The organism is Klebsiella sp. D-Nf1 (assembly GCF_002810515.1).
GTDB classification, from domain to species: domain Bacteria; phylum Pseudomonadota; class Gammaproteobacteria; order Enterobacterales; family Enterobacteriaceae; genus Klebsiella; species Klebsiella variicola.
Genome location: NZ_PIOK01000001.1, coordinates 523773 through 540710 on the forward strand (window position 1 = coordinate 523773; position 16938 = coordinate 540710).

A 16938-nucleotide genomic window follows, 5' to 3' on the forward strand; every position below is an offset into this window, starting at 1 on the left:
TTTTTTTGCCACCTATCCCATGAAACGGATGAAACTTATCAGCAGAATCATGAAATGAATAATAAGCTCACCGCCATCGCCACCTTTCTGCGCGTTGCCGAAGCCGGCTCATTTTCCGCAGCCGCCCGGCAGCTCGGGATGAAGCAATCTGCCGTCAGTCAGCAGATCGCCGCGCTCGAACAGGAGCTTGGTGTGGTGTTACTCCATCGTACGACGCGGGCCATGATGCTCACTGAACAGGGTGAACATTACCGGCGTGATATGCAGCGGGTGCTGAACGCCATGCAGGAGGCGGAAAGGCGGCTCAACCCGACGGATCCTCAGTTTCAGGGGCGGGTGCATGTCCAGTTGCCAAGCGGTCTCGGCAGTCTTCTGCTGCCGCATCTGCTGGCGCTGCAAAAACAGTATCCTGAACTGCACCTGATGCTGTCGCTCGACGATCGGATCGCCGATCTGGTTACCGAAGGGGTGGATGTGGCGCTACGTCTCGGCCATGAGCCGCCGCCATCCCATGCTGCGCGGGTTCTGGCGCGGATTGAAACGGCGCTCTTTGCGGCACCAGGTCATTACGCCGTCCAGTCCGTAGACGACCTGGCGGCTTGTCCACACGTTCGGTTTAGCGGCCTCCCGCTTGACGCTCCGCTGCGGGTCATTTCCGCAGACGAGACGAGAGACGTGCAGGTTAAGACCGTTTTTCGGGCCAACACCAGCGATGCGCTGTTGCAGGCGCTGGAATCCGGCATCGGCATCGGAGGGATGCAGCGACCGCTGGCGGCCAGGGCCCTCAGGGCTGGAAGGCTGGTGCCGATCCTGGCTGACTGGCGATTACCGGACCGTTTCCTGTATGCCGTCTATCCCGATGCCCGTTTTATTCCGCCGCGGGTCAGAAGCGTGATCGCCTTGATTGAGGCGCGACTGCCGGAGATAACCGCGGGGGCAGAGGGCGAGGTGCCACCTGATTCAGAGCCGTGCGCGGTATCGTGACGCTCCCCTACAGGTGGCTCCTGATGTTAAGGTGAGACGTTTATCACCACAGGAGAACGCAAATGATTGTCAGGACCTGGCACGGCTGTGTGCCATTGCAACATGCCGAGGGGTTTGCCCGGCACCTTGAGCTGACCGGCGTGGAACACGCCCGTGGTATCCCCGGCAACAGAGGCGCGCTGGTGCGCCAGGAAAACCAGGGCGAATGGGCGCATTTCTTTCTCGCCACCTACTGGCAGGATCTTGCGGCGGTCAAAGCCTTCGCAGGCGAAGACTATCACGTCGCGGTCACCTATCCGGACGACGACGCATTCGAACTCCTCTCCGACCCCTACGTGTTTCAGCATGACGTTGAGGCCGTGTCGCCACTGTAGGCTGATGGCCGGGCAGGTGGAAGATCGGCCAGCAACAGACGGTTGCTGGCTGCGTGCGATCGACTTCTACCTTGCATGGGCAGCCAGTCACTGTTGGGTGAACGTGGCATGACGGGAACACTCAGCGCTTGAGGGCAGCGACAATGGAGGCCTCCATTTTCTCCGGCGTCGTGAACGGCGCAAAACGCGTGAGGGGTGTGCCATCGCGAGCGATGAGGAACTTGGTGAAATTCCACTTGATCCGTCCGCCGAGTACGCCGGGCAACGCTTGTTTCAGATAACGAAACAGCGGGTGTGCGGCGGGGCCGTTGACGTCCACTTTCTCAAACATCGGGAAGCTCACGCCGTAGTTAACGTGACAGGTCTGCTCAATTTCATCCGCGCCGCCGGGTTCCTGCTTCCCAAACTGGTTGCAGGGGAAACCAAGCACTACCAGCCCCTGAGCCGCGTACTTTTTGTAGAGCGCTTCCAGGCCAGCGTATTGCGGTGTGAAGCCACAATGGCTGGCCGTATTCACCACCAGAACCACCTTGCCAGCATAGTCAGACATGGAGAGGGGCTGGCCGCGCAGGCGGGTAGCCGTCAATTGATAAAAAGGGGGCATAGCAGGCTCCTGAGAGTAGAAACAGTTCAACGCTGACGATCGCGCGAATGTTTGAAGCAGATTAGGCAGTTATGATACACAGGGTTAGGGATTTGTACCTGGAGTGTTAAAAAAACGCCAGATGTCATAGAGAAAATCGCGAACAGGAACGGCTGAAAATGATGAAATATGTCTTATCGCTGGTGGTGGTGGCAATGCTCGCAGGATGTACCAGCACGCCAAACTTACCGCCTACGGATACTATTGTGGCGGTGAAACCCTCAGCGTCCGGTATTGTCGCCAGCTCAGCGAAATACAGTTACCGCTTTGTCCGTGACGGTGTGCCTCAGGAATATCAGCGTTATCAGACCTTTTATGAACGCTTTCACCAACAGGCTTCCGGCGTGCGGGTTAACTTTGTCGTGGAACAACATGAGGTGACGGCGGAATATCTGGTGGTGATGGATCAGCGCAAACTGGATGCCGGGCAGCATAGCGAGCTGGTGAATCAGTATCATGCGGTGCAGATTGATAACGATCGCCTCGGGGTGTTGTTTAAAGCGACAGGATTTTGGACTGCATCGGATGCGTCAGATCTGGCCGCCGCCTACCAGCTAGCGCACCCCGTTGTGGTATCAATCAATGATAAGACCAAAACGATTAGCTCGCTTGGAGCCGTCGCCCTGGCCCCGTTGTTTCCGTTTTACATGATGTATGGATGTGCCATCGGGCCTTGTGTCTGAGGAAAACAGCCAGCAAGTCACTCGACTCACTGGCTGAGCAGTTAACTATGCTTCACTTTTAGATGACTGCTTGTGAAACAGTTCGCGGAATACCGGGTAGATATCTTCCTGGTCGCGAATATGCTGCATGGCGAAATTATCAAAGGTCGCCTGCAGATGTTCATACTCGCGCCACAGGGTTTGATGCGCCCGGCGGGTAATTTCGATGTAGCTGTAATAACGCACCACCGGCAGAATTTTCTTCGCCAGCAGTTCGTGGCACAGCGGGGAGTCATCGGCCCAGTTGTCGCCATCCGACGCCTGGGCGGCGTAGATGTTCCACTGCGCCGGGTCATAACGGGCCTGCACCACTTCATCCATCAGCTTCAGGGCGCTGGAGACGATGGTGCCGCCGGTTTCCTGAGAATAGAAGAATTCGTGTTCATCCACCTCTTTTGCCTGGGTATGGTGGCGGATATAGACCACATCGACGTTTTTATAGGTCCGGCTGAGGAACAGATACAGCAGGATATAAAAGCGCTTGGCCATGTCTTTGGTGGCCTGGTCCATCGAGCCTGAGACGTCCATCAGACAGAACATCACTGCCTGGCTGGAGGGCTCCGGCCGTTTTTCGTAATTTTTGTAGCGTAAGTCAAAGGTGTCGATAAACGGCACCCGTTCAATTTTGGCGCGCAGCTCGGCAATCTCTTTGCGCAGGCGCTCCTCCTCCAGCAGCTGCACCGGTTCGCTGCGGCTGATGGTCTCCAGATCCTCCTCCAGGGCGCGCAGTTCACGGCGCTTGCCAGCGGTCATCGCCGTACGCCGGGCCAGCGAGTTCTGCAGCGAACGCACCACGCTGATGTTGGCTGGCACCCCATTCGAGGTAAAGCCCGCGCGATGGGTTTTAAACTCGTTCAACTGCCGGTGCTGATTCTTCTTCAGGTTCGGCAGGGCGAGATCTTCAAATAACAGATCCAGGTACTCATCTTTCGAAATCTGGAAGACAAACTCATCCTTCCCTTCGCCGTCGGCGCTGGCTTGCCCCTGACCGCCGCCACCGCCGCCGCCACCTCCCTGCGGTCGCTCAATCCGGTCGTTTTGCACAAAATGATCGTTGCCCGGGTGGACGCGGTTGCGCAGGCCGCCGCGCCCCTGATGAAACATCGGCTCGTTGATATCGTCCGTCGGGATCGAGACGGATTCTCCGCTCTCAATATCGGTGACCGAGCGCTTGTTGATAGCCTCGGAAATCGACTGTTTAATCTGCGCCTTATAACGGCGCAAAAAGCGCTGGCGATTGACGGCGCTTTTGTTTTTCCCGTTCAGGCGTCGGTCTATGAACCAGGTCATATGCCCTCCTGTACTGCATTAGCCAACTTTGCTTATCATCATTCAGCTGCAGTTGACCCGGCGGCGTGCCGCCGGGCTTGACGCATCAGGACGATTTACGAACCCGCAGGTACCACTCGCAGAGCAGGCGAACCTGTTTGCGGGTGTAGCCTTTTTCCATCATGCGGTCGACAAAGTCGTCGTGTTTTTTCTGCTCATCGGTTGATGTTTTGGCATTAAACGAAATGACCGGCAACAGCTCCTCGGTATTAGAGAACATTTTCTTCTCGATAACCGTGCGCAGTTTCTCGTAGCTGGTCCAGTTCGGATTACGTCCGCTGTTGTTGGCTCTGGCGCGCAGCACAAAGTTGACGATTTCGTTACGGAAGTCTTTCGGGTTGCTGATCCCGGCCGGCTTCTCAATTTTCTCCAGCTCCGCATTCAACGACTCACGGTCAAACAGCTGACCGGTGTCCGGATCGCGATACTCCTGATCCTGGATCCAGAAGTCGGCGTAGGTGACATAGCGATCGAAAATGTTCTGCCCGTACTCAGAGTAGGATTCCAGATAAGCGGTCTGGATCTCTTTGCCGATAAACTCGGCGTATTTCGGGATCAGATAGCCTTTGAGGAACTCCAGGTAGCGCTCGGCGTTCTCCTGCGGGAACTGTTCGCGCTCAATCTGCTGCTCCAGGACATAGAACAGATGCACCGGGTTGGCGGCCACCTCGACATGGTCGAAGTTAAACACCCGTGACAGGATCTTAAAGGCAAAACGGGTGGAGAGCCCGTTCATCCCTTCATCCACCCCGGCGTAATCGCGATACTCCTGATAGGATTTCGCTTTCGGGTCGGTATCTTTCAGGCTTTCGCCATCATAGACCCGCATTTTCGAGTAGATGCTTGAGTTTTCCGGCTCTTTCAGGCGCGACAGAATCGAGAAGCGCGCCAGCGTTTCCAGGGTGCCCGGGGCGCACGGCGCGTGGGTCAGCTCGCTGCTGTTGAGCAATTTTTCATAGATGCGGATCTCTTCGGAGATACGCAGGCAATAAGGCACCTTGACGATATAGACGCGGTCGAGGAAGGCCTCATTGTTCTTGTTATTACGGAAGGTCACCCATTCCGATTCGTTGGAGTGGGCGAGGATTATCCCGTTAAACGGCAGGGCAGAGATCCCTTCGGTCCCGTTGTAGTTCCCTTCCTGGGTGGCGGTCAGCAGCGGATGCAGCACCTTAATCGGTGCTTTAAACATCTCGACGAATTCCATAATCCCCTGGTTGGCACGGCACAGCGCACCGGAGTAGCCATAAGCGTCCGGGTCGTTTTGCGCATAGTGTTCCAGTTTACGGATATCCACTTTACCGACCAGCGCCGAAATATCCTGGTTGTTTTCATCTCCGGGTTCGGTTTTGGCGATGGCGACCTGCTCAAGAATCGATGGCCAGACTTTGACCACGCGGAATTTAGTAATATCGCCGCCAAACTCGTGCAGGCGCTTGGCCGCCCACGGCGACATGATGGTGCCGAGGTAGCGGGTGGGCACGCCATACTCTTTCTGAAGGATCTGGGCATCCTCCTGCGGATTAAACAGGCACAGCGGGTGATCGTTGACCGGGCTGCGCTCGCCATTGGCGCTCAGCACATAGATGGGCACGCGCTGCATCAGCGCTTTCAGCCGTTCAGCCAGCGACGATTTACCACCGCCCACCGGCCCCAGCAGATAGAGGATCTGTTTCTTCTCTTCCAGCCCCTGGGCGGCATGCTTGAGGTAGGCAACGATCTGTTCGATGGCGTCTTCCATACCGTAAAACTCTTCAAAGGCCGGATAGCGCGCGATAACCCGGTTTGAAAAGAGACGGGATAGCCGTGGCTCGAGAGCCGTATCAACCATGACGGGTTCACCAATGGCCATCAACAGACGTTCTGCCGCATTGGCATAGGCACTGCGATCTTGCCGGCAGATGGTAAGAAACTCCTGCAGTGTGAACTCTTCGTCCTTGGCAGCTTCATAGCGCTGGCGATAGTGATCGAATATATTCATGGCATGCCGTCCTTTCGTTTTTTAGCACAGGTTGAGAGCCGTTCATATGAGTAGTGGGGGCCCCCGGAAGACATAAGCTGAACGTCGCTCTCCAGATATCCAGCAACCCTTATGCCAGGTTGCGGGTGGAGTAGCGTTAATGTGCCCTGCAATTACACCTTCTAAATTTAAGCGTAGATGCATTTAGAAATCTTGCATGCCGCAGAAAATCAATTTCAATGACATATCAATAACTCATCCTGAAAATAACGCTTTTTGACACGCCAGGACGCGAAGCTGTCACCGGGCTGTCACCTCATGGTAAGAGAAGGGTGGGAAAGTGAACGATTTGTGTCATGTCGGGTAAAGAATTTGAGGCATGAGGCCTACGACGGTAAACTGCACGGGCTGATAATTTGACAACGGGAATATGGATTGTGACTAAAATCAAACTTCTGGCACTCGGCGTGCTGATTGCGACGTCCGCCAGCGCGGCGCATGCCGACGGGAAGTTCACTCTTGGGGCTGGCGTGGGCATCGTCGAGCATCCGTATAAGCAGTATGATGCGGATGTCTACCCGGTGCCGGTCATTAGTTATGAGAGCGATAACTTCTGGTTCCACGGTCTGGGCGGGGGCTACTACCTGTGGAATGACACCAACGATAAGCTGTCAATAACGGCCTACTGGTCGCCGATGTACTTCAAGCCGGGCGATAGCGACAGCGCGCAAATGCGTCAACTGGATAAACGTAAATCGACCGTGATGGCCGGTCTTTCATATGTCCACAACACGCCCTATGGCTTCCTGCGCACGACGCTTGCAGGCGATACGCTGGATAACAGTAATGGTATCAACTGGGATCTCGCCTGGCTGTACCGCTACACCAACGGTAACCTGACGCTGACGCCGGGCATTGGCGTGGAGTGGAACAGCGACAACCAGAACGAATACTACTATGGTGTCTCGCAGCATGAGTCCCGTCGCAGCGGCATGCGCAGCTACGATCCGGACAGCAGCTGGAACCCGTATCTGGAGCTGTCGGCTAACTATCGGTTCCTCGGCGACTGGAGCGTATACGGTATTGCGCGCTACACCCGCCTGTCGGATGAAATTACCGACAGCCCGATGGTGGACAAATCCTGGAGTGGCCTGATCTCAACCGGGATCACCTACACTTTCTGATTGTGCATCATTACAGTGCGCTTCATGCATCAAAACAGGGCTTCGCGCCCTGTTTTGCTTTATGGTGGTGCATAAAGGTAAGAGGGAGAAGAGAGTGAAAAAAACAGTACGCTTCGCTGAGCAGACGGCGGTTCCGGCCATCGGGCTGGGCACCTGGTATATGGGCGAAAACGCGGCGCAGCGTCCGCAGGAAGTCGCTGCACTGCGTGCGGGCATCGATCATGGACTGACCGTGATCGACACGGCGGAAATGTACGCCGATGGTGGGGCGGAAGAGGTAGTCGGGCAGGCGATCCGCGGCCTGCGCGACCGCGTGGTGCTGGTGTCTAAAGTCTATCCCTGGCACGCCGGCGGAATGGCGATGCGCCGCGCTTGTGAGAATAGCCTGCGCCGGTTGCAGACCGACTATCTGGATATGTATCTGCTGCACTGGCGCGGGGATATCCCGCTGCAGGAGACGGTCGAGGCGATGGAGAGGCTGGTGGCCGAGGGCAAGATCCGCCGCTGGGGCGTCTCTAATCTGGACACCGACGATATGCAGGCGCTGTGGCGGACGGCGGGTGGCGAACGCTGCGCGACCAACCAGGTGCTCTATCATCTCGCATCGCGGGGCATTGAATACGATCTCCTGCCCTGGTGCCAGCAGCACACTCTGCCGGTGATGGCTTACTGCCCGCTGGCGCAGGCGGGGCGCTTACGCGATGGACTTTTTCAGCATACCGATATCATTAATATGGCTAACGCGCGGGGGGTGACAGTCGCGCAGCTGCTGCTTGCCTGGGTGATTCGTCATCCCGGAGTGCTGGCGATCCCGAAAGCGGCCAGTATTGAGCATATGGTGCAGAATGCCGCCGCGCTCGATATCGTCCTCAGTGCGGAAGAGCTCGCGCAGCTGGATCGCCTCTATCCGCCACCGCAGCGAAAAAACCGGCTGGATATGGTTTAATCAACACCTCAGCCAGCGGAGAAAAAAGCCCCGTCTGAAACGGGGCTTTTTGCTGTTAGCGTTTTTTCAGGCTGATGGTCTGCGCCAGGCGAGAGGGGGTCTCTTCGCTGGCTTTCTGCGGCTGGGTCACGCAGCAGGTTTCGACGCAAACGAAGGTTTTGTAACCATCGTCCGGCATGTCGCCCATGCTGACGGACAGCGCCGGGCCCGGGTTCCAGGCCACCACGTTGTGCTGATGATGGTGCACGACGTCGATAGTGCGGTTAAGCGCATCGTCATGGATCACGCTGCAGCTGTCGGCGTTGAGATAGACGCGGTCGGTGCGGTCCGGGAAGGTCTGCACGCCGTTGCTCAGGACGCCTTCTTCGGCATTCTTCACTTTATCGATATAGAGCTCGCCAAGACCACTCACTTTCACCGCTGCGATATCGCCGACGTTGAAGTAGGTATGCAGGGCAGAGGTGGTCTCGAATTCACCGTGGGCTTCCAGCTCGATTTCGCAGGTTTTGCCCAGCTTGAAGCGGGCATAGAGGGTGAATTCGTGCGGCCAGAGCTTCATGGTTTCGGCGCTGTGCTGGAGCGCAAAGGTCAACATGACGCCGCTGTCGTCTTCGTCATGACCTTCCAGGGTCCATGGCAGATTGCGGGCAAAGCCGTGCGACGGCAGACCCTGCTGCGCGGAAGGGCCAAACCAGGGCCAGCAAATCGGCACGCCGCCGCGCAGGGCGACGCCCTGTTTAAATGGGGTGTTGTTGCTCAGCCACAAGACTTCTTCTTCACCGGCGGGTTTCCAGGAGAGCAGGTGCGCCCCCTGCAGCGCCACAGAGGCTTTCACCTGCGGATGGTCGATGACAATCAGCTCCAGGTCGTCCAGCTGGCGACGGGAGATCACGGGAGAAATGGTTTCATTCACCGGGAGAGCAAAAATTTTATTTATCATTGTGCAATCCTATCTCTGCAGACAAAAAAAAGAGCGACCGAAGTCGCTCTTACAGATTACTTTTTCATCTCAACTTATTTGGAGATGTGAGCAATCAGGTCCAGAACTTTGTTGGAGTAGCCAGTTTCGTTGTCGTACCAGGAAACCAGTTTCACGAAGTTGTCGTTCAGTGCGATACCTGCTTTAGCATCGAACACGGAAGTGCAAATTTCGCCGTTGAAGTCGGTAGAAACAACGTCGTCTTCGGTGTAACCCAGAACGCCTTTCATTGCGCCTTCAGAAGCGGCTTTGATGGCTTTCTTGATTTCTTCGTAGGACGCTGCTTTTTCCAGACGAACGGTCAGGTCAACAACGGATACGTTCGGAGTCGGAACGCGGAACGCCATACCGGTCAGTTTGCCGTTCAGTTCTGGCAGTACTTTACCTACTGCTTTAGCAGCACCGGTAGAGGACGGGATGATGTTCTGAGCTGCGCCGCGGCCGCCGCGCCAGTCTTTGTGAGACGGGCCATCAACGGTTTTCTGAGTAGCGGTGGTTGCGTGGACGGTGGTCATCAGGCCTTCAACGATACCGAAGTTGTCGTTGATAACTTTAGCCAGCGGTGCCAGGCAGTTGGTGGTGCAGGAAGCGTTGGAAACGATGTCCTGGCCAGCGTAAGTTTCGAAGTTAGCGCCGCGAACGAACATCGGAGTGTTGTCTTTGGACGGGCCAGTCAGAACGACTTTTTTCGCGCCAGCGGTGATGTGTTTACGAGCGGTTTCGTCGGTCAGGAAGATACCGGTTGCTTCAGCAACAACGTCAACACCAACTTCGTCCCACTTCAGGTTAGCCGGGTCACGTTCAGCGGTAACACGGATTTTTTTACCGTTAACGACCAGATGACCGTCTTTCACTTCAACGGTACCGTCGAAACGACCGTGAGTGGAGTCATACTTCAGCATGTAAGCCATGTACTCTGCGTCTAACAGGTCGTTGATTGCAACGATCTCGATGTCAGAACGTTTCTGAGCAGCACGGAAAACAATGCGACCGATACGGCCAAAACCGTTGATACCTACTTTGATAGTCATATATTCCACCAGCTATTTGTTAGTGAATAAAAGGTTGCCTGTAAAATTACAAAAACCTTACGCAGCGTCAAGCGGAATCGTGTCAATCATTGCGACAAATCAATCCTGAGCAGACCTTGCGCGATTGATTTGCCTCACTCTCCCTTTGAGCCCAATTCCATATGGGGGCTGCGCGCGGAATTTTAAAGGGCATTTAAGATAAAAACGTGATTTAAGTCACAATTATCTGGCTGCCTGTTGGCACCGCATAAGTTTAGAACAAAAGTGCACGCTTCATTGTTAATGTTTTGTTAGAATTGGAGCGAAAGTTGTCCATTGCAAAGCGAGATGTAAGCCCATGGCGAATAAACCCTCCCCGGAAGAGCTGAAAAACGGCTTAAGCGAAATGCAGTTTTACGTGACGCAACATCATGGCACGGAACCGCCTTTTACCGGACAGTTGCTGCACAACAAGAAGAATGGCGTGTATCACTGCCTGGTGTGCGATGTGCCGCTGTTTAACTCCCAAACCAAGTATGACTCCGGTTGCGGCTGGCCGAGCTTCTACGAGCCGGTGAGCGAAGAGGCCATTCGCTACCTGACCGACAACTCGCACGGCATGCAGCGCATTGAGATCCGTTGCGGAAATTGTGATGCCCATCTCGGCCACGTGTTTCCGGATGGCCCGCAGCCGACCGGCGAGCGCTATTGCGTTAATTCGGCGTCGCTGAGCTTCACTGATGAGCAGAATGGCGAGCAGATCAAGGGTTGAAGAAACGATTCAGCAAATTATTCCAAGCGGAGTGGAGCGGAAGATGGATATTGAGCAAATTATCGACAGTATGACGCCGGAAGTTTACCAGCGTCTGGCGACGGCGGTGGAGCTGGGAAAATGGCCGGATGGCGTGGCGCTGACGCCGGAGCAAAAGGAAAATAGCCTACAGCTGGTGATGCTGTGGCAGGCCCGGTATAACACCGACGCCCAGCACATGACCATCGACACCCGGGGGCAGATGGTGATGAAGAGCAAACAGCAGCTGAAGGAAGATTTCGGCATCGTGCCGAAGCCGATCGCCACTGTTAAGCTGCAATAAACCGCCAGCCGGCGGCGCGTGGTTCCGGCGTCGGGGTCACCCCGCGCCGGACAGCCTCAGCGTGAACGACCACGCGCAGCGGCCAGACCGGCCTGCTTACTTTTTGTTCATCATCGCTTTCAGATCGGCAAACGGGTTGTAGGTAGCCTCGCCGACGCTCTTTTGCGCATCTTCGCCCGCCACCACCGTGGAGCCGTACTGATCGGCTTCGGTGTACTTGGAATGTTCGTGATCGTGACAATACAGGCACAACATCTCCCAGTTACTCCCATCTTCCGGGTTATTGGAGTGGTCGTGATCGATGTGGTGCACCGTCAGTTCGCGTAGATTTGAATAGACAAACTCCCGCGAGCAGCGTCCGCACACCCAGGGAAAAAGCTTGAGCGCCTTTTCGCGGTAACCCACTTCCAGACGTGCGTAATTTTTGGGGATATAGGCCATGGCCCCCTGCCTCCTGTCAAACGGTTAAGCTGCGCCAGCGCGTGGCGCAGCGGATAACAGGCATCATAACCTATCCCGGGCTGCGCGATATACCTGCATTGCAGGCGATGTTGCCTGCGTCACGCAGCCCGAGGGGGAGGGTCTCGACTAGTGTTTGATCCCCAGCGATTCCGCCAGCTGACGGGCCAGCTGATTCTGGTCATCGGCGCCATATTCCCAGAACATGGCCCCGGCGAGGCCCTTCGCCTTGATATAGTCCGCCTTAATGGCCACCGAGCGCGGGTTCTCATACGACAGGGCGAACAGCGGCTTGCCCTCCGCGGACTGCACTGACAGCCACGGAACCTTCGCTTCATCGTCCCAGTGCTCGGTAAAACGCTTCTGCGGATCGTTGAGCAGTTTGCTCACGATATCGTTGTATTTCACGTAGGTGTCTTTGCTCAGGTCATAGCCCAGCGAGGCAAACAGCGCGATCTGTTGTGGCCCAAAATAGGGTTGGGTGACCGGATTGTTTTGCGCATCCGCTTTCGTCCAGTCAATCCCCGGTTCGACGGCCCGTTTCGGTACCCGGCCATAAAAACCAATCCCGAGGTTCATCTGGCTGGGTTTAAGCCCGGCGGCCAGGTAATTGTTAACCACAAAATCGGCGCTGTATTTATCCGCCGCGGCGACCGTCGGCCAGTGGCGGGAGTCATACAGGTTCGAGTTGAAGTACTGCGTGCCGTAGGCCATGTCGTAGGTCATCAGGTTGATGTAGTCGAGCGATGGCGCAATCGCTTTAACGTCCACCCAACTTTTCGGGCTTTCTGCGTTAGCCCCCACGGCAATAGTAACCAGTTTCTTCGTACCAAACGCTGCGCGCAGCTCTTTTAACAGCGCGGTAAAGTTATCGCGATCGGCCGGTTGACTGGCAACCAGCCCCCAGGCGCCGTTGACCGGAAACTCCCAGTCGAGGTCAATCCCATCCAGACCATATTTTTCAACAATTTCCTGCGCAGACTGAATAAACACCTTCCGGGTTTCTTTGCTTGCCGCCGCGCCTGAGAAACCGCGCGCCCCCCAGCCGCCGACCGACAGCAGGACCTTGAGGTCCGGGTTCTGTTTACGCAGGGCCGGGAGCTTTTGCAGATCCGCCTGCACCTTCGGCGACAGCCAGATCTCGTGCAGATGCGCAGGATCCTTCAGGGACGCATTGGTCTCGTCTTTTTCATCGTTATAGATAAGGCCAAACGAGTAGTTGAGATGGGTGATCTGCCGGACGTCCAGCTTATCGATATCGCCGCCGGGCCCGGCAGTGACGTCGCCGCCGCCGTTGAAATAGCCGACGGACATCAGGGGTTGGGCAGAGAGCGCGGAAGCGCAAAGCAAGGGCAAAGCTGCCAGCAAGGGCAAACGTTTCATAGTGGTTCCTCTTTGACATAAAAAATAACCACGCCACGGAAATGGCGTGGCGAAAAAACAGCCTTGCCAGACTACCAGCAATAACCTGTTGAAACTGCGAGAGAGTTCAATTTATGGACGATAGCGAGGCGGCAGAAGGCATCCTTTAGTGGTCAGTCATTGTCATTCCTTCATTTTCTCATAATGAAATTTGCTGTATTTGTGATCTGAGTTGTGAAATGCAGATCAATATCTGTGTTTTAAAGATTTAATGTTGACCTTGAAGATTGTGTGGTTAAGTATGACGACCATTGAAGCAAAACCACAATCAACAAAGGAAGACGCAATGAAAGCACTGGCAAGATTTGGTAAGGCCTTTGGCGGCTATAAGATGATTGATGTACCGGAGCCGGTTTGCGGCCCGGATGACATCGTGATTGAAATCAAAGCGGCGGCTATCTGCGGCGCTGACATGAAGCATTACAATGTTGATAGCGGATCGGATCAATTTAACTCCATCCGCGGCCATGAATTTGCCGGACAAATTGTTCGCATCGGCGACAAAGTCAAGGACTGGAAAGTTGGTCAGCGGGTGGTTTCTGACAACAGTGGGCACGTGTGTGGTGTATGTCCGGCCTGCGAACAAGGTGATTTTCTGTGTTGTACAGAAAAAGTTAATTTAGGACTTGATAACAACACCTGGGGGGGCGGATTTTCGAAATATTGCCTGGTGCCGGGGGAGATTCTCAAAATTCACCGCCATGCACTGTGGGAGATCCCGCAGGGCGTTGATTATGAAGAAGCCGCGGTGCTGGATCCTATCTGTAACGCTTACAAATCTATAGCTCAACAATCCAAATTTCTACCTGGCCAGGACGTCGTGGTTTTCGGTACCGGTCCATTAGGGCTCTTTTCCGTGCAAATGGCGCGCATCATGGGGGCTGTGAACATCGTCATGGTCGGACTGGAAGAGGATGTCGCGGTACGCTTCCCTATTGCCAAAGAGCTGGGGGCGACAGCGGTCGTCAACGGTTCGACCGAAGATGTGGTCACGCGTTGCCAGGAAATCTGCGGTAAAGACAACCTGGGGCTGGTTATCGAATGCTCCGGCGCTAATATTGCCCTCAAACAATCTATCGAAATGCTGCGCCCCAACGGGGAAGTGGTTCGCGTGGGCATGGGTTTCAAACCTCTTGATTTCTCCATCAACGACATTACCGCGTGGAACAAAAGCATCATTGGTCATATGGCCTACGACTCCACCTCCTGGCGTAATGCTATCCGCTTGCTGGCCAGCGGCGCGATCAAAGTCAAACCGATGATCACTCACCGTATCGGCCTGTCGCAATGGCGGGAAGGGTTTGACGCTATGGTCGATAAAACCGCGATTAAGGTCATCATGACCTACGACTTTGATGAATAAGCCCATTTATTAAAGGAAGGTTCCCGGATGGAACATATAGCAAAACCGCATTGTGGCGCGAGGCTGGATCGACTGCCAGATTGTCGCTGGCATTCGTCAATGTTTGCCATAGTCGCCTTCGGATTACTGGTCTGCTGGAGTAATGCCGTAGGCGGATTAATTCTCGCGCAGTTAAAAGAACTTGGCTGGACCGATAATTCCACCACCGCTACGTTTTCCGCCATTACGACTGCGGGAATGTTTCTCGGCGCGCTCGGTGGTGGGATCATTGGCGATAAAATCGGGCGTAAAAACGCATTTATTCTGTATGAAGCGATTCATATTATTGCCATGGTCGTTGGGGCGTTTTCACCGAATATGACCTTCCTGATCGCCTGCCGTTTTGTCATGGGGGTTGGATTAGGGGCGCTGCTGGTGACCCTGTTTGCCGGGTTCACCGAATATATGCCTGGCAGGAATCGCGGCACCTGGTCAAGCCGGGTCTCGTTTATCGGCAACTGGTCTTATCCGCTCTGTTCGCTCATCGCCATGGGATTGACGCCGTTAATTAGCGCTGAATGGAACTGGCGAGTACAGTTATTGATCCCGGCCGTACTGTCGCTAATGGCGACTATTATTGCCTGGCGTCGTTTCCCGGAGTCGCCTCGTTGGCTTGAGTCCCGCGGGCGCTACGCCGAAGCTGAAAAGGTGATGCGTGCCATTGAAGAAGGGGTTGTTCTGCAGACCGGCAAGCCGCTACCGCCTGTGGTAATTGAAGATGACGGCAAAGCCCCGCGCGCAGTTCCTTATTCGGCCTTATTAACAGGTGTGTTGCTGAAACGCGTTATTTTAGGTTCCTTTGTCCTGATCGCCATGAACGTTGTCCAGTATACTTTAATTAACTGGCTGCCGACGATATTTATGACCCAGGGCATTAATCTTAAAGACTCGATTGTCTTAAACACGATGAGTATGTTTGGCGCGCCGTTTGGGATTTTTATCGCCATGCTGGTCATGGATAAAATACCCAGAAAAAATATGGGGGTGGGGCTGTTGGTATTAATTGCCGGGCTGGGATATATCTATTCTCTGCAAACCAGCATGCTATTAATTACGTTAATTGGCTTCTTTCTGATTACGTTTGTGTATATGTACGTTTGCTACGCCTCGGCAGTCTATGTTCCGGAAATATGGCCGACAGAAGCGAAGCTTCGCGGTTCCGGTCTGGCGAATGCAGTTGGGCGTATCAGCGGTATCGCCGCTCCTTATGCGGTCGCGGTATTGCTTAACGGTTATGGCGTGACGGGGGTATTTGTTCTGCTGGGAACCGTCTCCATTATTGTCGCCATTGCCATTGCGACCATCGGAATTGAAACCAAAGGCGTCTCTGTCGAAAGTCTCGGTATTGATGCAGTTACCAGCAAATAATATTGACGGGAAATAAAATGAAAAATTCAAAAGCGATATTAAAAACCCCGGGTGCGATGAAAATTATTGCCGCCGATATCCCGGTACCCAAAGAGCATGAAGTGCTGATCAAAGTTGAATACGTTGGTATTTGCGGTTCAGATGTTCACGGGTTTGAATCGGGCCCTTTTATTCCGCCGAAAGACCCAAACCAGGAAATTGGTCTCGGGCATGAATGTGCCGGTACGGTGGTGGCGGTGGGAAGTCGCGTCAGTAAATTTAAACCGGGCGACCGGGTGAACATTGAACCCGGCGTGCCGTGCGGCCACTGCCGCTACTGTCTGGAGGGGAAATACAACATCTGCCCTGATGTCGACTTTATGGCCACGCAGCCTAACTATCGCGGCGCGCTAACCCACTATCTATGCCATCCGGAAAGCTTCACTTACAAGCTACCCGATAACATGGGCACCATGGAAGGCGCGCTGGTAGAGCCTGCGGCGGTAGGGATGCATGCCGCAATGCTGGCTGACGTGAAGCCTGGCAAGAAAATCGTCATCCTGGGGGCCGGCTGTATTGGCTTAATGACCCTGCAAGCCTGTAAGTGTTTAGGGGCAACCGACATCGCCGTTGTCGATGTTCTGGAAAAGCGTCTGGCCATGGCCGGGAAGCTTGGGGCGACGACCGTCATCAACGGTGCGAAAGAGGACACCGTCGCCCGCTGCCAGCAGTTCTCCGGCGATATCGGGGCAGACATTGTTTTTGAAACGGCAGGCTCGGCGATCACCGTGAAGCAGGCTCCGTATCTGGTGATGCGCGGCGGGAAAATCATGATCGTTGGTACAGTTCCCGGAGATTCGGCGATTAATTTTCTAAAAATTAACCGTGAAGTCTCAATTCAGACCGTTTTCCGCTATGCCAACCGCTATCCGGTCACCATTGAAGCCATTTCCTCCGGGCGTTTCGATGTCAAGTCGATGGTGACGCATATTTATGATTATGAAGATGTTCAGCGCGCGTTTGACGAGTCTGTTAACAACAAACGCGAAATTATCAAAGGCGTTATTAAAGTTAACCATTAAT

At 54.7% G+C, this 16938-nt stretch carries 17 protein-coding genes; 10 read left to right on the forward strand and 7 right to left on the reverse strand.

The features are described 5' to 3' along the window. The first annotated feature begins 54 nt into the window (after window positions 1-54). Together CWM54_RS02540 and CWM54_RS02545 are read left to right on the forward strand one after the other, a co-directional pair. The gene (locus CWM54_RS02540) at window positions 55-984 is read left to right on the forward strand and encodes a LysR family transcriptional regulator (RefSeq protein WP_100695836.1); all 930 of its coding nucleotides are present in this window, start codon (window positions 55-57) and stop codon (window positions 982-984) included. Between the two features lie 62 nt (window positions 985-1046). Beyond that, the gene (locus CWM54_RS02545) at window positions 1047-1358 is read left to right on the forward strand and encodes a hypothetical protein (protein WP_100695838.1); all 312 of its coding nucleotides are present in this window, start codon (window positions 1047-1049) and stop codon (window positions 1356-1358) included. Between the two features lie 121 nt (window positions 1359-1479). Here CWM54_RS02545 and CWM54_RS02550 read toward each other — a convergent pair whose 3' ends face one another. Next, the gene (locus CWM54_RS02550) at window positions 1480-1962 is read right to left on the reverse strand and encodes a glutathione peroxidase (RefSeq protein ID WP_100695840.1); all 483 of its coding nucleotides are present in this window, start codon (window positions 1960-1962) and stop codon (window positions 1480-1482) included. Between the two features lie 158 nt (window positions 1963-2120). Here CWM54_RS02550 and CWM54_RS02555 point away from each other — a divergent pair, with 158 nt between their 5' ends. Beyond that, the gene (locus CWM54_RS02555) at window positions 2121-2684 is read left to right on the forward strand and encodes a hypothetical protein (RefSeq protein WP_074386235.1); all 564 of its coding nucleotides are present in this window, start codon (window positions 2121-2123) and stop codon (window positions 2682-2684) included. A 45-nt stretch (window positions 2685-2729) separates the two neighbouring features. Here the strand turns inward: CWM54_RS02555 and CWM54_RS02560 are convergent, their stop codons facing one another. Both CWM54_RS02560 and yeaG read right to left on the reverse strand, forming a co-directional pair. After that, complete coding sequence (locus CWM54_RS02560) at window positions 2730-4013, reverse strand: YeaH/YhbH family protein (RefSeq protein WP_012968476.1); 1284 nt, start codon at window positions 4011-4013, stop codon at window positions 2730-2732. An 85-nt stretch (window positions 4014-4098) separates the two neighbouring features. Further along, window positions 4099-6033 (reverse strand): protein kinase YeaG, encoded by a 1935-nt coding sequence (yeaG, locus tag CWM54_RS02565; RefSeq protein WP_061154950.1) that lies wholly within the window; start codon window positions 6031-6033, stop codon window positions 4099-4101. Between the two features lie 416 nt (window positions 6034-6449). On the opposite strand from yeaG, the gene CWM54_RS02570 reads away from it, so the two are divergent. Beyond that, the gene (locus tag CWM54_RS02570; RefSeq protein ID WP_100695842.1) at window positions 6450-7196 is read left to right on the forward strand and encodes a MipA/OmpV family protein; all 747 of its coding nucleotides are present in this window, start codon (window positions 6450-6452) and stop codon (window positions 7194-7196) included. A 61-nt stretch (window positions 7197-7257) separates the two neighbouring features. Beyond that, on the forward strand, window positions 7258-8142 hold the full coding sequence (locus CWM54_RS02575) for an aldo/keto reductase (RefSeq protein WP_100695844.1): 885 nt from the start codon (window positions 7258-7260) through the stop codon (window positions 8140-8142). A 55-nt stretch (window positions 8143-8197) separates the two neighbouring features. Here the strand turns inward: CWM54_RS02575 and CWM54_RS02580 are convergent, their stop codons facing one another. Then, on the reverse strand, window positions 8198-9082 hold the full coding sequence (locus CWM54_RS02580; RefSeq protein WP_100695846.1) for a D-hexose-6-phosphate mutarotase: 885 nt from the start codon (window positions 9080-9082) through the stop codon (window positions 8198-8200). Between the two features lie 74 nt (window positions 9083-9156). Then, window positions 9157-10152 (reverse strand): glyceraldehyde-3-phosphate dehydrogenase, encoded by a 996-nt coding sequence (gene gapA / locus CWM54_RS02585; RefSeq protein ID WP_061154949.1) that lies wholly within the window; start codon window positions 10150-10152, stop codon window positions 9157-9159. 337 nt (window positions 10153-10489) lie between these two features. Here gapA and msrB point away from each other — a divergent pair, with 337 nt between their 5' ends. Next, the gene (gene msrB / locus CWM54_RS02590; RefSeq protein ID WP_100695848.1) at window positions 10490-10903 is read left to right on the forward strand and encodes a peptide-methionine (R)-S-oxide reductase MsrB; all 414 of its coding nucleotides are present in this window, start codon (window positions 10490-10492) and stop codon (window positions 10901-10903) included. Between the two features lie 43 nt (window positions 10904-10946). Next, the gene (locus CWM54_RS02595; protein ID WP_004203787.1) at window positions 10947-11225 is read left to right on the forward strand and encodes a YeaC family protein; all 279 of its coding nucleotides are present in this window, start codon (window positions 10947-10949) and stop codon (window positions 11223-11225) included. A 96-nt stretch (window positions 11226-11321) separates the two neighbouring features. Here CWM54_RS02595 and yajD read toward each other — a convergent pair whose 3' ends face one another. After that, window positions 11322-11666, reverse strand: a complete 345-nt coding sequence (gene yajD, locus CWM54_RS02600; RefSeq protein ID WP_002901254.1) for an HNH nuclease YajD — start codon at window positions 11664-11666, stop codon at window positions 11322-11324. Window positions 11667-11813: 147 nt separating this feature from the next. Continuing rightward, complete coding sequence (locus tag CWM54_RS02605) at window positions 11814-13067, reverse strand: glycoside hydrolase family 18 protein (protein ID WP_100695850.1); 1254 nt, start codon at window positions 13065-13067, stop codon at window positions 11814-11816. A gap of 325 nt (window positions 13068-13392) precedes the next feature. Between CWM54_RS02605 and CWM54_RS02610 the strand changes: the two genes are divergently transcribed. The 3 genes from CWM54_RS02610 to CWM54_RS02620 are packed head-to-tail and all read left to right on the forward strand — an operon-like array spanning window position 13393 to window position 16937. Next, window positions 13393-14469 carry a zinc-binding dehydrogenase gene (locus tag CWM54_RS02610; RefSeq protein ID WP_100695852.1) on the forward strand — a complete coding sequence of 359 codons (1077 nt, stop codon included), beginning with the start codon at window positions 13393-13395 and terminating at the stop codon, window positions 14467-14469. A gap of 27 nt (window positions 14470-14496) precedes the next feature. Next, window positions 14497-15876, forward strand: a complete 1380-nt coding sequence (locus CWM54_RS02615; protein WP_100695854.1) for an MFS transporter — start codon at window positions 14497-14499, stop codon at window positions 15874-15876. A gap of 17 nt (window positions 15877-15893) precedes the next feature. Next, window positions 15894-16937, forward strand: coding sequence for an NAD(P)-dependent alcohol dehydrogenase (locus CWM54_RS02620; protein ID WP_100695857.1), 1044 nt, complete (start codon window positions 15894-15896; stop codon window positions 16935-16937). Window position 16938 lies beyond the last annotated feature (1 nt).

Coding starts and splice junctions, on each gene's coding strand:
- CWM54_RS02540 (WP_100695836.1), top strand. CDS start 55: ATGAATAATAAGCTCACCGCCATCGCCACCTTTCTGCGCGTTGCCGAA.
- CWM54_RS02615 (WP_100695854.1), top strand. CDS start 14,497: ATGGAACATATAGCAAAACCGCATTGTGGCGCGAGGCTGGATCGACTG.
- CWM54_RS02610 (WP_100695852.1), top strand. CDS start 13,393: ATGAAAGCACTGGCAAGATTTGGTAAGGCCTTTGGCGGCTATAAGATG.
- yeaG (WP_061154950.1), bottom strand. CDS start 6,033: ATGAATATATTCGATCACTATCGCCAGCGCTATGAAGCTGCCAAGGAC.
- CWM54_RS02620 (WP_100695857.1), top strand. CDS start 15,894: ATGAAAAATTCAAAAGCGATATTAAAAACCCCGGGTGCGATGAAAATT.
- yajD (WP_002901254.1), bottom strand. CDS start 11,666: ATGGCCTATATCCCCAAAAATTACGCACGTCTGGAAGTGGGTTACCGC.
- CWM54_RS02575 (WP_100695844.1), top strand. CDS start 7,258: ATGGTGGTGCATAAAGGTAAGAGGGAGAAGAGAGTGAAAAAAACAGTA.
- CWM54_RS02580 (WP_100695846.1), bottom strand. CDS start 9,082: ATGATAAATAAAATTTTTGCTCTCCCGGTGAATGAAACCATTTCTCCC.
- CWM54_RS02550 (WP_100695840.1), bottom strand. CDS start 1,962: ATGCCCCCTTTTTATCAATTGACGGCTACCCGCCTGCGCGGCCAGCCC.
- CWM54_RS02595 (WP_004203787.1), top strand. CDS start 10,947: ATGGATATTGAGCAAATTATCGACAGTATGACGCCGGAAGTTTACCAG.
- gapA (WP_061154949.1), bottom strand. CDS start 10,152: ATGACTATCAAAGTAGGTATCAACGGTTTTGGCCGTATCGGTCGCATT.
- CWM54_RS02545 (WP_100695838.1), top strand. CDS start 1,047: ATGATTGTCAGGACCTGGCACGGCTGTGTGCCATTGCAACATGCCGAG.
- CWM54_RS02555 (WP_074386235.1), top strand. CDS start 2,121: ATGATGAAATATGTCTTATCGCTGGTGGTGGTGGCAATGCTCGCAGGA.
- msrB (WP_100695848.1), top strand. CDS start 10,490: ATGGCGAATAAACCCTCCCCGGAAGAGCTGAAAAACGGCTTAAGCGAA.
- CWM54_RS02560 (WP_012968476.1), bottom strand. CDS start 4,013: ATGACCTGGTTCATAGACCGACGCCTGAACGGGAAAAACAAAAGCGCC.
- CWM54_RS02605 (WP_100695850.1), bottom strand. CDS start 13,067: ATGAAACGTTTGCCCTTGCTGGCAGCTTTGCCCTTGCTTTGCGCTTCC.